13 protein-coding genes are annotated in these 14,287 nt (G+C 65.5%); 7 read left to right on the top strand and 6 right to left on the bottom strand.

The window, feature by feature from the left end; translation table 11 throughout:
- Positions 1–2: 2 nt before the first annotated feature.
- From R2N16_RS02565 to R2N16_RS02580, 4 genes are all read right to left on the bottom strand, one after another.
- Positions 3–893, bottom strand: coding sequence for a PhaM family polyhydroxyalkanoate granule multifunctional regulatory protein (locus R2N16_RS02565; protein ID WP_316664019.1), 891 nt, complete (start codon positions 891–893; stop codon positions 3–5).
- Between the two features lie 51 nt (positions 894–944).
- Positions 945–1,763 carry an enoyl-CoA hydratase/isomerase family protein gene (locus R2N16_RS02570; RefSeq protein WP_316664020.1) on the bottom strand — a complete coding sequence of 273 codons (819 nt, stop codon included), beginning with the start codon at positions 1,761–1,763 and terminating at the stop codon, positions 945–947.
- 68 nt (positions 1,764–1,831) lie between these two features.
- Positions 1,832–3,007 (bottom strand): ABC transporter substrate-binding protein, encoded by a 1,176-nt coding sequence (locus R2N16_RS02575; protein ID WP_316664021.1) that lies wholly within the window; start codon positions 3,005–3,007, stop codon positions 1,832–1,834.
- An 84-nt stretch (positions 3,008–3,091) separates the two neighbouring features.
- Complete coding sequence (locus tag R2N16_RS02580) at positions 3,092–4,096, bottom strand: LLM class flavin-dependent oxidoreductase (protein WP_316664022.1); 1,005 nt, start codon at positions 4,094–4,096, stop codon at positions 3,092–3,094.
- 105 nt (positions 4,097–4,201) lie between these two features.
- On the opposite strand from R2N16_RS02580, the gene R2N16_RS02585 reads away from it, so the two are divergent.
- Positions 4,202–5,110 (top strand): IclR family transcriptional regulator, encoded by a 909-nt coding sequence (locus R2N16_RS02585; protein WP_316664023.1) that lies wholly within the window; start codon positions 4,202–4,204, stop codon positions 5,108–5,110.
- A 3-nt stretch (positions 5,111–5,113) separates the two neighbouring features.
- Here R2N16_RS02585 and R2N16_RS02590 read toward each other — a convergent pair whose 3' ends face one another.
- The gene (locus R2N16_RS02590; protein ID WP_316664024.1) at positions 5,114–6,106 is read right to left on the bottom strand and encodes a fumarylacetoacetate hydrolase family protein; all 993 of its coding nucleotides are present in this window, start codon (positions 6,104–6,106) and stop codon (positions 5,114–5,116) included.
- An 82-nt stretch (positions 6,107–6,188) separates the two neighbouring features.
- Between R2N16_RS02590 and R2N16_RS02595 the strand changes: the two genes are divergently transcribed.
- The 4 genes from R2N16_RS02595 (at position 6,189) to R2N16_RS02610 (ending at position 9,584) form a co-directional block, all read left to right on the top strand.
- Entirely contained in the window at positions 6,189–7,061 is an 873-nt protein-coding gene (locus R2N16_RS02595) for an IclR family transcriptional regulator (RefSeq protein WP_316664025.1), read from the top strand.
- On the top strand, positions 7,027–8,166 hold the full coding sequence (locus R2N16_RS02600; RefSeq protein ID WP_316664026.1) for a DUF3108 domain-containing protein: 1,140 nt from the start codon (positions 7,027–7,029) through the stop codon (positions 8,164–8,166). The genes R2N16_RS02595 and R2N16_RS02600 overlap by 35 nt, the downstream gene beginning before the upstream one ends.
- Before the next feature lies 1 nt (position 8,167).
- On the top strand, positions 8,168–9,007 hold the full coding sequence (gene pcaD / locus R2N16_RS02605) for a 3-oxoadipate enol-lactonase (RefSeq protein WP_316664027.1): 840 nt from the start codon (positions 8,168–8,170) through the stop codon (positions 9,005–9,007).
- A 319-nt stretch (positions 9,008–9,326) separates the two neighbouring features.
- Positions 9,327–9,584 (top strand): BTH_I0359 family protein, encoded by a 258-nt coding sequence (locus tag R2N16_RS02610; RefSeq protein ID WP_012760982.1) that lies wholly within the window; start codon positions 9,327–9,329, stop codon positions 9,582–9,584.
- 113 nt (positions 9,585–9,697) lie between these two features.
- Here the strand turns inward: R2N16_RS02610 and R2N16_RS02615 are convergent, their stop codons facing one another.
- Positions 9,698–10,090: a rhodanese-like domain-containing protein gene (locus R2N16_RS02615; protein ID WP_316664028.1), complete on the bottom strand. Its 393-nt coding sequence runs from the start codon at positions 10,088–10,090 to the stop codon at positions 9,698–9,700.
- A gap of 151 nt (positions 10,091–10,241) precedes the next feature.
- On the opposite strand from R2N16_RS02615, the gene R2N16_RS02620 reads away from it, so the two are divergent.
- The gene (locus tag R2N16_RS02620; RefSeq protein ID WP_316664029.1) at positions 10,242–11,282 is read left to right on the top strand and encodes a homocysteine S-methyltransferase family protein; all 1,041 of its coding nucleotides are present in this window, start codon (positions 10,242–10,244) and stop codon (positions 11,280–11,282) included.
- Between the two features lie 49 nt (positions 11,283–11,331).
- Positions 11,332–14,049, top strand: a complete 2,718-nt coding sequence (metH, locus tag R2N16_RS02625; protein WP_316664030.1) for a methionine synthase — start codon at positions 11,332–11,334, stop codon at positions 14,047–14,049.
- The last annotated feature ends 238 nt before the right edge of the window (positions 14,050–14,287 follow it).

Below are 14,287 nucleotides of genomic sequence, written 5' to 3' on the forward strand. Positions count from 1 at the left end.
GATCAGGGCGTGTGGTTGGTGGGCTTGCGTGGCGCAGCTTTCGCCGGCGCTTTCTTGGCAGCCGCCTTCTTGGTGGCCGGCTTGGTGGTGTTGCCTGCATGCGCCTTGTCGGCCGGCTTCGTTACCGGCTTGGCAGCAGCGCGCTTCGGCTTGGCCGGCGCGGTCTTTTCTTCGATGTCTTCCGGCGCTGCATCCAGCCCCTCCGCGCCCGGAGCGCCTGCAAACCCGGGGAAACCGTCCGGGAAGCCCGGCATCAGGTTCTGTGGCATCGGCATGGCGGCGGCAGCGGAGCTGGCGATCTGACTAAACTGCTGCTGCAGCATGTTCCACCACGGCGAGGGGTCCAGCGCGGCCGCGGCGGCGCGTGCAGCAGCCTGTGCCTGGGCAGCGGCCTGGGCCTGGGCATTCTCGGCACGAGCCTCGGCTTGGTCGTCGTCAGTGTCTTCTTCCGCATCGGCCTCGTCTTCGGGCGGCGGTTCATCTTCAGCTGGCTTGGCCGTGGCGGCAGTGTGCGGCCAGGCGCGCCTGGATGGCTCGTCGGAAGAGGACGAAGACGCTGACGAGGACGCGCTCGGCGTCAGGCCATCGAATGCGGACTTCATGGCATCGGGCGACAGCGCAGAGCCGAAGGTCTGCAAGGCCACCAGCGTAGCGCGCTGCACCTCCAGGCCCTGGATGGCCGTGCGCAGCAGGCTGGCGTTCAGTTGCAGCCAGCTCTCCACGGCGCGCAGGTCGTGGATGCGCTTGTCGATTTCCTCGAGGTCCATCGGCGGTGCGGCAAAGCTGGCCATGTTGGGCATGCCGCCACCCGCCATCCCGGCAAAGCCGCCGCCCCACAGCTTGCGCAGAAAATCGAAACCGCCTTCGGCAAAATTGGGCATCTGGGTGAACATGGTGGTCTCCTACAAATCGGTCTGGGGTCGGGCGCGCTTGCGTGGCTTCAATCAGGCGCCATCAAAGGTGGGCGGACGCTTCTGGCGCAAGCTCGCAATGCCCTCGCGCACGTCGGGGCCCGCAAACCCCATGAATTCAAGCGCCAACGAAGTATCAAAACTTGGGCCGGCCAGGCGCAACCAGTTGTTCAGCGCGTACTTGGTCCAGCGGATGGCCGTCTGCGAACCCGCAGCCAGACGCTCGGCGATTTCGAACGCGCGGTTGACGAGTTCCGACTCTGGCACGGCCAGCGAAACCAGCCCGATGCGCTCAGCCTCATCGCCCGTCATGGACTCGCACAGCAGCAGGTAGTACTTGGCCTTGGCCATGCCGCACAACAACGGCCAGACAATGGCCGCATGGTCGCCCGCTGCCACGCCCAGGCGCGTGTGGCCATCGACGATGCGTGCGTCCTTGGCGGCGATCGAAATATCGGCCAGCAATCCGGCAACCAGCCCTGCCCCCACAGCGGGGCCGTGCATGGCGCTGACAATGGGCTTGTCGCAGTTGATGACGTTGTAGACGAGATCGCGCGCCTCGTGCCAGACGCGGGTGCGCACATCGAAGTCATCGGCCATCTGCTCGACGAGGTGCAGATCGCCGCCGGCCGAGAAGCCCTTGCCCTCTCCACGGATGAGCGCGACGCGCACCGAGGGCTCGGCGGACACATCGCGCCAGATCTCCGCCAGTTCGCGGTGCAGGCCGGCATCGGCAGTGGACAGCTTGCGGTTGGCCGACTGCGCCGCGCCCATCACGATTTCGAGGATGGGGCCGTGCTGGACGAGCGTCAGCGCCTGGTAGCGGGCGAAGCGGGGTGCGAGCGAGGTCATGGCGTCTGAGTTAATGGATCAAGCATAGCGGATGAGATCGCGCGCGCAACGCGGGATGTGCGCCATCGTCACTTCGCGGTATCGGCCAAGTGCCATTGGCCGCGGCGGATCTGCGCCATCACGCGGGCACGCTGGTCCAGGCCCACGTGGTCTTGCGGGCTCATGTTGACCACCCCGGTGCTGGTGGGCAGGTCGCGCACTTGCTCCAGCGCGTCGCGCAGCGCCTCGCGAAAGGCCGGCGTGCCCGGCTTGGCGCGCTTGAGCGCCACCGGCACCGCCCGCTGCAACAGCACGCCGATGTCGCCCGTGTAGGCGGCGAAGATCGACACGCTGCCCTTGCCGAAGGCGGCCTCGTAGCGGCGCGCGAAATCCAGCGCCTGCTGCTTGGCCGGATTGGTGTCGGGCAATTCGGCGGCAACCATCACGGGGCCGGTCGGCACGTAGGCGCCTTCACAATCCTTGCCGCACAGCCTGACGAAATCGTTGTTGGACACGCCGTGGTTGAAGTAGATCTTGCCCATGTAGCCGCGCTCGGCGAGCGCGCGGGCCGGCAGTGCGGCGGGCGTTCCGGAGCCGCCGATCACCACCGCGTCGGGCTTGTTGGCCAGCAGATGCAGCACCTGCGCGGTCACGCTGTTGTCGGTGGGCGAAAAACGCTCGGTATCGGTGATGCGGATGTGCTTGAGATCGGCAAAGCGCTGCACCTCCGCCAGGAAAGCCTCGCCCAGCGCGTTCGCAAAACCGATGTAGGCAATGGTCTTCACACCGTGGGCGGCAGCGTGCTCGGCAATGAGCGACGCCATGTGCGAATCCGAATGCGGCGTCTTGAAGATCCAGCGCTGCCGCGCATCCATCGGCTCGATCAACCGGGCGGATGAGGCCAGCGAGATCACCGGCGTCTTGCCCTCGGCCGCCGCGTCGATCATCGCCAGCGTATTCGGCGTAGTGGAGGAGCCGACGATCACGTCGACGTTGGACTCGCTCATCAGCTTGCGCGTGTTGGTGACAGCGCGCGTGGTGTCGGACGCATCGTCAAGGACGATCACGTCGACCCGCTCACCACCAATCGCACCGCCGATCTCGCGCGGCCACAGCGTGGTGGCGTTCTTCTCGGGCTGCCCCAGCGAGGCCTGCGGCCCGGTGGCCGATACCGTGACCCCGATACGGATGTCCGCCAGCGCGGCGGAAGACAGCAAAGCCAAACCAGCCAGTACGCCCGCATGTCGCCAATTCGGTCGCTGCATTGGGGGTCTCCTCCCGTGGTTTGGCAAAGAGCGTAGCGGTTTTGCGGCGGTTTGGCGATGCGGAGTCGCCCAGGCTAGACAGGTTCAGGCAGCGAGCGCAGTGATGCCGGCACGCGGCAACGCATCCTCCACCAACCCGCGCATCGATTCCAGCACGGCCGATTGCGGCATCAGCCCGAAGTTGTGCAGCGCCATCACGTGATCAACCCCCATCTCGGACAGCCGCGCGAGCTTCTCGGCAACCGCGTCGGGCGTGCCGAACAACGACAGGCCGCTGGCCAGCACATCGTCGTACGTCTGGCGGCGCGCATAGAGCCGCGTGGCGACGTACAGGTCGAACGCGTCGGCGGCAGTTGCGCGCACGGCAGCGTCGGTCGGGCCCACGTGCGTGTGCAGAGCGACGGCCGCCATGCCGCGCGTGTCGGCAATGCCCGCTTCGGCCAGGCCGTGCCGGTAGTCGTCCATCAACGTGCGGATGTCGTCGAAGCGCTCGACCGAGGCATACGGCACGAACAACATGCGCCGCCCCTGCCGGCCAATGTGATACGCCGCCTCGCGCCGCAGGATCGCCACGTGGATCGGCACGCGGACCTGCACCGGCAGGACGTTCAGGCGCACGTCGCGAAGCGTGTGGAACCGGCCCGCGTGGTGCACACGTTCGCCGGCGAGCAAGCGCTCGACGAGCATCAGCGCCTCGTCAAAGCGTTCGCGCTTGAGGGTGGGGTCAACGTCGTAGCCCTCGAACTCGTGCTTGAGGTAGCCGGAGCCCACGCCCAGCGACAACCGCCCGCCCGAGAGCGCGTCGACCATCGCGTAGTTCTCCGCCACGGTGGCCGGATGATGGAAGGTGAGGATCGAGATGGCCGTGCCCAGCCGCAGCCGCTGCGTCTGCGCGGCCAGATGCGACAGAAAGACCGCAGGGTTGGGTACGGCGCCGTACTCGTGGAAGTGATGTTCGGCCACCCAGAAGGTGTCGTAGCCGAGCGCTTCGGCGTGGCGCGCCTGGGCGATGACGTCTGCGTAGAGTTGCGGCAGACTGCGGGGCCGGTCGGGGTAGTGATCCTGCACGGAAAAGATCGACAGCTTCATGGCGTCTCCCGGGTCTTCGAGGTCTTTTCCAGCGCGCAGGCCGCCGCGCCGGTTGTATCTTTTTACGTAACGCGTATCTTATAAAGCGACACCCGAGACTTCAAGATGCCCATCGACGCTCCCCTGCCGCCGGATACATCGCCCGACGAACTGCCCGCAGAAGACACCGCGCCTGAACGTACCAGCGCCGGCATTCAGTCCGCCGAGATCGCGCTGAGCGTGCTTTCGGCAATGGCGCATGCCGGTGGCGCACACGCCGTCTCCGAACTGGGTCGGCAGCTCGGCATGCCGCGCGCGAAGGTGCACCGCTACCTGGTGTCGCTGGAGCGCATGGGTTTTGTGGAGCAGGATCCCGCCTCGGCCCGCTACCGGCTGGGTGCGCAGGCGCTGCAGGTGGGGCTGTCAGCGCTGTCCGACGTGGATTTCGTGCGTGAGGGCAGCAACCTGCTGCCCAAGCTGGCCGAACGGCTGAACGAAAGCGTGTTTCTGTCGATCTGGACCCCTCGCGGCCCGGTCATCGTGCGCTGGGAAGACAGCGGCCGGCCGGTGGCGGTCAATGTGCGGGTGGGCTCGGTCATGCCGCTGCTGAACTCGGCAACGGGCCAGGCGTGCGCCGCATGGATGCCCGAAATCCAGATCGTCTCGCTCATCGATCGCGAACTGCGCGGGCCGGGCGCCGGCACGGCCGGTCTGACCGACTGGCTGAACTGCCGCGCGCGCTGGCAGGCGGTACGGCAGGAAGGCGTGGCACGCATCGGCGGGACGCTGGTGCACGGCATCGATTCGGTGGCCGTGCCGGTGCTCGATTCACAAGGCAAGCTGGCCGGGGCGATCACGGCGCTAGGCCTGTCCAGCGTCTTCGATTCCAGCCTGGAGGGGCCTGCCTCGCGGCTGCTGCGCGAGGCCGGGCGGACGCTGTCGCTGCGCCTGGGGTATCACGGGCAGGCGCTGGCAGCAGGTGCCGTGGCGCCAAAGCGGGGGCGCCGTCCGAAGACAGCGCCCGAATCCGCGTAAGTCTTACGCTTGCGTGCCAGGCGCGACGACTTCCTGGTCGATCGCCCCAAAAATCGACACGCCATTGGCGTCGAACATCTCGATCTTCACGGTGTCGCCGTAGCGCATGTATTCGGTGACGGGCGCACCGGATTCGATGGTTTCCAGCATGCGTTTCTCGGCGATGCAGGCGTACCCCTTGCTGCGGTCCACGTTGGAAATCGTGCCCGAGCCGACGATGCTGCCCGCACGCACGTTGCGTGTCTTGCAGATGTGCGCGATCAGTTGGCCGAAGTCGAACACCATATCGGTGCCGCATTCGGGCTGGCCGACCTTCTTGTTGTTCCAGCGCACGGTCATCGGCAGATGCACCTTGCGGTCGCGCCAGGCCTCGCCCAACTCATCGGGCGTGACGGCCACGGGTGAAAACGCCGTCGCCGGCTTGCTCTGGAAGAAGCCGAAACCCTTGCCCAACTCCGCCGGAATCAGGTTGCGCAGCGACACATCGTTGGCCAGCACGATCAGGCGGATGCCCTCGGCGGCGGCGGCCGGCTCGGTGCCCATCGGCACGTCGCCGGTGATGACGGCCACCTCTGCCTCGAAATCGATGCCGAACGCTTCGCTGCGGCAGACGATGGGGTCATGCGCGCCGGCCAGGTCATCCGAGCCGCCCTGGTACATCAGCGGGTCGGTCCAGAACTCGGGGGGCATCTCAGCGCCGCGCGCCTTGCGCACCAATTCAACGTGGTTCACATAGGCTGAGCCGTCGGCCCATTGGTACGCGCGGGGCAGCGGCGCCATGCAGGTGCCCGCGTCGAACGCAAACGGGTGGCGGGCGCGGCCCGCGTTGAGCTGGTCGTACAGATCCTGCAACTGCGGCGCGTGGAAGGTCCAGTCGTCCAGCGCGCGCTGCAGCGTGCCGGCGATGTGCGTGGCGAAGTGAGCGGTCTTCAGGTCGCGCGAGACCACGGCCAGTTGGCCGTCGCGCGAGCCATCCTTGAGGGTGGCGAGTTTCATGTGCGTTGTGTGGAGAAAGGCTGCGCGGATGGTACACCGTGCATCGGCTAAACTGGCCCGAACTGATCCATCCCCCCTCACCATGCCACCGCTGCCCGCCGACACCGATCTCGACCTGGAGTCCGATGCCGATGGCGAGTTGGATACCCCCGCGCGTTCGGGCATCCAGTCCATCGAAGTCGGCTTCCGGCTGCTGGAAGTGCTCACGCACACCCATGGCCCGATGATGCTGCGCGACCTGGCGCGTGCCGCGCCCATGAATCCCGCCAAGGCGCACCGTTATCTGGTGAGCTTTGCGCGCCTCGGGCTGGTCACGCAAACGCCCGAAGGCCGTTACGACCTGGGCCCCTTCGCGCTGGAAATGGGGCTGGTGAGCCTGAACCGGCAGGACCCGATGCGCCGTGCCCGGCCCGCTGCCGCCGCGCTGCGCGACGAAATCGATCACACGATCGGCCTGGCTGTCTGGGGCAACCAGGGCCCGGCCATCGTCCACTGGGAAGAAGCCAGCCATCCCGTGACGGTCAGCCTGCGCCTGGGCGACGTGATGCCGATGCTGAACTCGGCCACGGGCCGCGTATTCGGCGCCTACTTGCCGCGCGCGCAGACACGCCCGTTCATCCAGCGCGAACTCGACCGCATTGCGGCCAAGGGGGAGCCCCCCAGCGGCGAGAACCCCGAGCTGCCGCAAACGCTCGAAGCCTACGACGCCGTTTGCGCCGACGTGCGCCTGCATGGCGCCTCGCGCATCCATGGCGGCGTGCTGCCCGGCATCAACGCGATGTCGCTGCCGGTGTTCGACGCCAACGGCCAACTCTGTCTCGTGCTGATCGCACTGGGCGCACAAAGCACGTTCGACACCACCTGGAGCAGCCCGCTGGAGCGGCGCTTGCGGCTGGCCGCACAACAGCTTTCCGCCGATCTTGGATACGTTGCACCCAACGCCCCGCAATCCTGACGAACTCGAGGCCGACCGCGCGCCCCCGCGCAGGCGTCGCTTCCATCGGCTTGGCCGGTTCGGGTTCGTGCTGTTGGCGGTGCTCGTACTGCACATCATTGCCGTCGTGTGGATCGCGCGCAGCCGTCAGGTGACGTGGCCGCCGGCGCCGGAGCAGATCATCCCGGCGCTGCTGCTGCATCCCGAGCCGGTGCAGCCGCCACCATCCCCGGCGGCAGCGGCCAAGCCACGGCCGGCGGCACCTCATCCGCATCCTCAGGCCGCACCCACGCCGGCGCCGACACCCACGCCGCTCGCGCCCGATTTGGCGAGCATGGACCCTTCCGAGTTCACCAGCGCTGGCGCTCAAGCCTCGGCCAATACCGGCGTGGTCGCGGATCTCAGCGGCGAAGGCCCAGGAGGGCCGCCTGCGTCGTCCGGCGACGGCTTCTCGCTACCGCCCTCGGCCACGCTGCGGTATGCCACCTATGTCAACGGCGTGCGCAACGAAGACGGCGTCATCCGCTGGGTCACCGATGGCAAAACTTACACGCTTGCCGTGGAAATTCCGTTGCCGCTGTTCTTCGGCTCGCTCGCCTTTCGCAGCGCCGGCACCGTCGGCCCGTATGGCTTGACCCCCAGGCGCTACGAAGAAGTGCGCGGGCGCCGACAGCCCGACGTCACGACGTTCCACTACGCGGCCGACGCCACACCGGCCTCGGGGGCGCAGAGCGCACCCACGGTCACTTTCACCCGCACGCCCACCGTGCTGCCGTTGCCCGAGGGCACGCAAGACCGCTTCAGCGTCTTCCTGCAATTGACCGGATTGGCGCGTGGCGGCCCCGAGCGCATCGCCAGCCCCGGCCTCACGCTGGAATTCCCGGTCGCCGATACCGACAGCGTGGAAGTTGCCCGCGTGCAGCACGTCGGCGAGGAGGCCATCGACACCCCGAACGGCACGATTCGTGCGCAACACTTCATACGGCTGCCGCGCCGTGCAGATGACAAACGGCGTGTAGAAATCTGGCTGTCCGCCGATCACGGTTGGCTGCCGGTACGCCTGCGCCAGACCGAACCCAACGGCATGCAGTTCGATCTGGTCTACCAGTCCCAGGAAGGAGGCTGACATGGAAGCCAACGCCCTCTCCAGTTCGGGCACGGTGCGCGCCAACGGCATCGACATCCACTACCGCACCGAGGGCGCAGATGGCCCATGGGTCGTACTTGCGCATGCCCTGGGCGTGGACCATCAGTTGTGGGACAGCATCGCTCAACGCCTGGCCAGCCGCTACCGCGTGCTGCGCTACGATGCACGCGGCCACGGCAAGACCAGCGCCCCGCACGGCGCTTACACCTTGTTCCAGATGGCAGACGATGTGGCCGGCCTGCTCGATGCGTTGTCGATTGGGCAGGTGCATTTCGTCGGCCTGTCGATGGGCGGCATGGTCGGACAGGTTCTCGGGGTGCGGCACGCGCAGCGGCTGCTCTCGCTCACGCTGTGCGACACCGTGTGCCACACGCCGGTATCAGCGCACCCGATGTGGGACGAACGCATCGGCCAGGTCGAAGCGCACGGCATGAGCGGCATTGTCGAACCCACGATACAGCGCTGGCTGACCACGCCGTTTCGTGAAACCCATCCTGACCTTGTGGAACGCATCCGCGCGTTGCTGCGCGCCACGCCACCCCACGGCTATGTCGGTGCGTGCCTGGCCATCAAGGCGCTCGACTCGCGCAGCGCGTTGGCACGCATCGCTTGCCCCGCACTCGTCATGACAGGTGAACACGATACCGGTGCGCCAGTGGAAGCGGCGCGCGAGATCGCCTCGCACATTCCGGGCGCACGCCTGAAAGTGATTCCGCACGCAGCGCACCTGTCCCCCATCGAACAGGAGGAGGCCTTTCTCGCCGATCTGGATGAGTTCCTCGGGCACGCAGGATGCGGAAGCCAATGTGACACGCCATGAGGCCTGCCTGCCTTGCCGATAGTTGCAAGCGCCCCGCACACCGCCCGTCGTCTACCCGCCGAATGGCCGAAGGGGGCTTGCTTCTTTCGATGCAGGAGCGGAAAGGTCTTGTTACGCGATCACAACGCACGTCACACATTTCACCTCGCGTTCGCGAACTTTGTGACCGATCATGAAGCCCAAGGGGTAGATGAGGCAGAACGATCATGAGGCGGGAGTTGATCGGCCCTTGAAGTCACGACGGGGGGCCCCATGTACCCGGTGCAGCAGTAGAGCAGTCCCCACAACAGCAAGACGATTGACGCCTCGGAGGTGCACCATGCAAATGATCTACAACAGCGACAACTACTGTGTTGTTGAGTTCGGTGTAGACGGCCAACACGCCATGCTGGCAGCGGGCGGCTACGAGATCGTGGACAAAAACCTCAAACGTGAAATCTTCCTCGGCGGCGAGCTGGCCGAGCATTTCCGCGAGGATGTCAAGAAGCTCATCGCGAGCGAACCCACCGTTGAAGAAGTCGACGACTTTCTCGGCAAATTCGACACGGTGATGACGCAGCCGGTCACGATGCACTGAAGTCCCGCGCGGGCAAAACCGCCCGCCAGACGCATCAACGAAAAACGCCCGGAGCATGGCGCTGCCGGGCGTTTTTTCATGTGTCGATCGACTATCGGATCGATCGTTTCCCTCTAGCATTGCTCCCACGGCAGGCCGGCATGACGCCAGCCATTGAGCGTGTTGCGATGGCGCGTGCCGTCCAGGTCGCCCTCGAAACCGTGGCGCACGACGTAGACATCACGGAAACCCGCCTCTTCCAGTGCATGCGCCGCCGCCGCCGAGCGATTGCCGCTACGGCAGATCAGTACGACCGGGCGCTCGATGCCATGGCCGGTCAGTTTGCGCACGGCCGGCACGAACTCCGGGTTCACTTCCCAATGCGGGCCGTCGTTCCACGAGACGTGGTGGGCGCCGGCCGGGTGGCCCACAAACAGGTGTTCCATTTCGCTGCGGCAGTCGACAAAAAGCGCGGCGGGCGTGCGCTCCAGGAAGGCGTGGGCGTCTGTGGGATCAAGCAATTGCATGGCGGGCGTCAGGGCGGGCAAATGGCGTGATGTCGATTATAGGAGTGCAATTGCCCATAACGGCGGCAAGTCATTGATGCGACTGGTAAAATTCTCCTTTGGCCGCAAATTTTGAATATTGACCGGCCGCTGCACCCCGGAGTCCCTCCCCATGACCGCGCCCCTGCCCTACACCCGTGCCGCCAACCTGCCCGCGCTGCTGCGCGAGCGCATTCTGATCCTGGACGGCGCGATGGGCACCATGATCCAGCGCTACAAGCTGACCGAGGCGCAATACCGGGGCGAGCGCTTTGCCGACCACCCGATCGATGTGAAGGGCAACAACGAGCTGCTGCTGCTCACCCGCCCCGACGTCATCCGTGAAATCCACGAGCAGTACCTAGCCGCCGGCGCGGACCTGATCGAAACCAACACCTTCGGTGCGACGACCATCGCGCAGGAAGACTACAAGATGGCGGAGTTGGCTTACGAGATGAACGTCGTCGCCGCTCGCCTGGCGCGCGAAGCCTGCGACAAATACAGCACGCCCGAAAAGCCGCGCTTCGTGGCCGGCGCCTTTGGCCCGACGCCCAAGACCGCCAGCATCTCGCCCGACGTGAACGACCCGGGCGCCCGCAACGTCAGCTTCGACCAGCTGCGCGACGCGTACTACGAGCAAGGCAAGGCACTGCTGGAAGGCGGCGCGGACGTGTTCCTCGTCGAGACGATTTTCGACACGCTCAACGCCAAGGCGGCGCTGTTCGCTATCGACCAGCTTTTCGAAGACACCGGCGAGTGCGTGCCCGTGATGATCTCCGGCACGGTGACCGATGCCTCGGGCCGCATTCTCTCGGGCCAAACCGTCGAGGCCTTCTGGAACAGCCTGCGCCACGCCAAGCCGATCACCTTCGGCCTGAACTGCGCGCTGGGTGCCGCGCTGATGCGTCCGTACATCGCCGAGCTGGCGAAGATCTGCGACACGGCCGTCTCGTGCTACCCCAACGCCGGCCTGCCCAACCCGATGAGCGACACGGGCTTCGATGAAACGCCTGAGGTCACCTCCAGCCTGGTCGACGAGTTTGCATCGGCCGGCCTGGTGAACCTGGTGGGCGGTTGCTGCGGCACCACGCCCGAGCACATCAAGGCGATTGCCGAGCGCGTGGCCAATCGCAAGCCGCGCGCCTGGCCCGGCCAGTACAAGGAAGCCGCTTGAGCCCAGGCACCCCGCCTGCACCCGCCGTCCCCATTTGCATCCTAAGAACATGACCGACCACCCCATGCGCCTCTCTGGCCTCGAGCCGTTCAACATCGGCGAGAGCACGCTGTTCGTCAACGTCGGCGAGCGCACCAACGTCACCGGGTCCAAGGCGTTCGCGCGCATGATCCTGAACAGCCAGTTCGACGAGGCGCTGGCCGTGGCGCGCCAGCAGGTTGAAAACGGCGCGCAGGTCATCGACATCAACATGGACGAGGCGATGCTCGATTCCAAGGCGGCGATGGTTCGCTTCCTGAATCTGATCGCCTCGGAGCCCGACATCGCGCGTGTGCCGATCATGATCGACTCGTCCAAGTGGGAGGTGATCGAGGCGGGCCTGAAGTGCGTGCAGGGCAAGGCGATCGTCAACTCGATCTCACTCAAGGAAGGCGAAGAACAGTTCGCGCACCACGCCAAGCTCATCAAGCGCTACGGCGCAGCCGCCGTGGTGATGGCCTTCGATGAGCAAGGCCAGGCCGACACATACGCGCGCAAGACCGAGATCTGCAAGCGCAGCTACGACTTCCTGGTGAACCAGGTCGGCTTTGCGCCGGAAGACATCATCTTCGACCCGAACATCTTCGCGGTGGCCACCGGGATCGAAGAACACAACAACTACGCCGTGGACTTCATCGAAGCCACGCGCTGGATCAAGCAGAACCTGCCGTATGCCAAGGTGAGCGGCGGCGTATCGAACGTGTCGTTCTCATTCCGCGGCAACGACGTGGTGCGCGAGGCGATCCATACCGTGTTCCTGTACTACGCGATTCAGGCGGGCATGGACATGGGCATCGTCAATGCGGGCCAGTTGGGCGTGTACGAGAACCTCGACCCCGAGCTGCGCGATCGCGTGGAAGACGTGGTGCTGAACCGCCGCCCGGATGCGACTGACCGCCTGCTGGAAATTGCCGACCGGTACAAGGGGGGCGGCACCAAGCGCGAGGAGAACCTCGCCTGGCGCCAGGAGCCGGTGGAAAAGCGCCTGGCGCATGCGCTCGTGCATGGCATCAACGACTACGTGGTCGAAGACACCGAAGAGGTGCGCCAGAAGATCTTTGCCGCCGGCGGCCGTCCGATCCAGGTGATCGAGGGCCCGCTGATGGACGGCATGAACATCGTCGGCGACCTGTTTGGCGCCGGCAAGATGTTCCTGCCGCAGGTGGTGAAATCCGCCCGCGTGATGAAGCAGGCAGTCGCCCACCTGATTCCGTTCATCGAAGAAGAGAAACGTCAGATTGCCGCGGCCGGCGGCGACGTGCGCTCGCGCGGCAAGATCGTCATCGCCACAGTCAAGGGCGACGTGCATGACATCGGCAAGAACATCGTCACCGTCGTGCTCCAGTGCAACAACTTCGAAGTCGTGAACATGGGCGTGATGGTGCCTTGCAACGACATCCTGGCGAAGGCCAAGGTGGAAGGCGCGGACATCATCGGCCTGTCGGGTCTGATTACGCCTTCGCTCGAAGAGATGGCCTACGTGGCGTCGGAAATGCAGCGCGACGAATACTTCCGCGTGAAGAAGATCCCGCTGCTGATCGGCGGCGCGACGACGAGCCGCGTGCACACCGCCGTGAAGATCGCCCCGAATTACGAAGGACCGGTCGTCTACGTGCCGGACGCCTCGCGCTCAGTGAGCGTGGCGTCGAGCCTGCTCTCCGACGAAGGCGCCGCGCGTTATGTCGAAGAACTGCACGCCGACTACGATCGCATCCGCACCCAGCACGCCAACAAGAAAGCCACGCCGATGGTGTCGCTGGCCGCCGCGCGCGCCAACAAGACGAAGATCGACTGGAGCAATTACACGCCGCCCAAGCCCAAATTCATCGGCCGCCGCGTGTTCCGCAACTACGACCTGAACGAACTCGCGCAGTACATCGACTGGGGCCCGTTCTTCCAGACGTGGGATCTGGCCGGCAAATTCCCGGACATCCTCAACGACGAGATCGTGGGGGAGTCAGCCCGTCGCGTGTTCTCCGATGGCAAAAGCATGCTCGCGCGCCTGATCGCCGGACGCTGGCTCACGGCCAACGGCGTAATCGCGCTGCTGCCGGCCAACACCGTCAACGATGACGATATCGAGATCTACACCGACGAATCGCGCTCGGAAGTCGCCCTCACCTGGCGCAACATCCGCCAGCAGAGCGAGCGCCCGATCATCGACGGCGTGATGCGCCCGAACCGCTGCCTGGCCGATTTCATCGCGCCCAAGAGCACCGGCATTGCCGACTACATCGGCCTGTTTGCCGTCACCGGCGGCATCGGGGTGGAAAAGCGCGAGAAGCAGTTCGAAGCCGACAACGACGACTACAGCGCGATCATGCTCAAGGCCCTGGCGGATCGCTTTGCCGAAGCCTTTGCCGAATGCCTGCACGCCCGCGTGCGCCGCGACCTGTGGGGCTATGCACCCGAAGAGACGCTCGACAACGACGCGCTCATCCGCGAGGAGTACAAGGGCATCCGCCCCGCACCCGGCTACCCGGCCTGCCCCGAGCACACCGTCAAGCGCGACATGTTCCGCGTGCTCGACGCGCAGGAGATCGGCATGAACCTGACCGAAGCGCTGGCGATGACACCCGCTGCGTCGGTATCGGGCTTCTACCTGTCGCACCCGGACAGCACGTACTTCACGCTGGGCAAGATCGGTCAGGACCAGGTGGACGACATGATCGCCCGCAGCGGCGAAGACCGCGCCTTTGTGGAACGCGCCCTCGCGCCGAATCTCTGATTCTGTGACAAGACGTTTAAGACATAGTGTGATCCACACGATGTCTTACGCCCGCAAACCCTTACCGGCATTGGCGTTGTCGGGGTTTCAAGAGGGGCGATCCTTACATTACAAAGGCTTACACCCCCTAACAGTCGTAACCGGAAGGGCTCCATAGACTGAACCCATTCACTCAACACACACAGAGTGATGCCGCGACGAATCCCTCGCGTGGCCGTTCAGAACGAAAGGAGTCTCT

The organism is Ralstonia psammae (assembly GCF_958405935.1).
GTDB classification, from domain to species: Bacteria; Pseudomonadota; Gammaproteobacteria; order Burkholderiales; family Burkholderiaceae; genus Ralstonia; species Ralstonia psammae.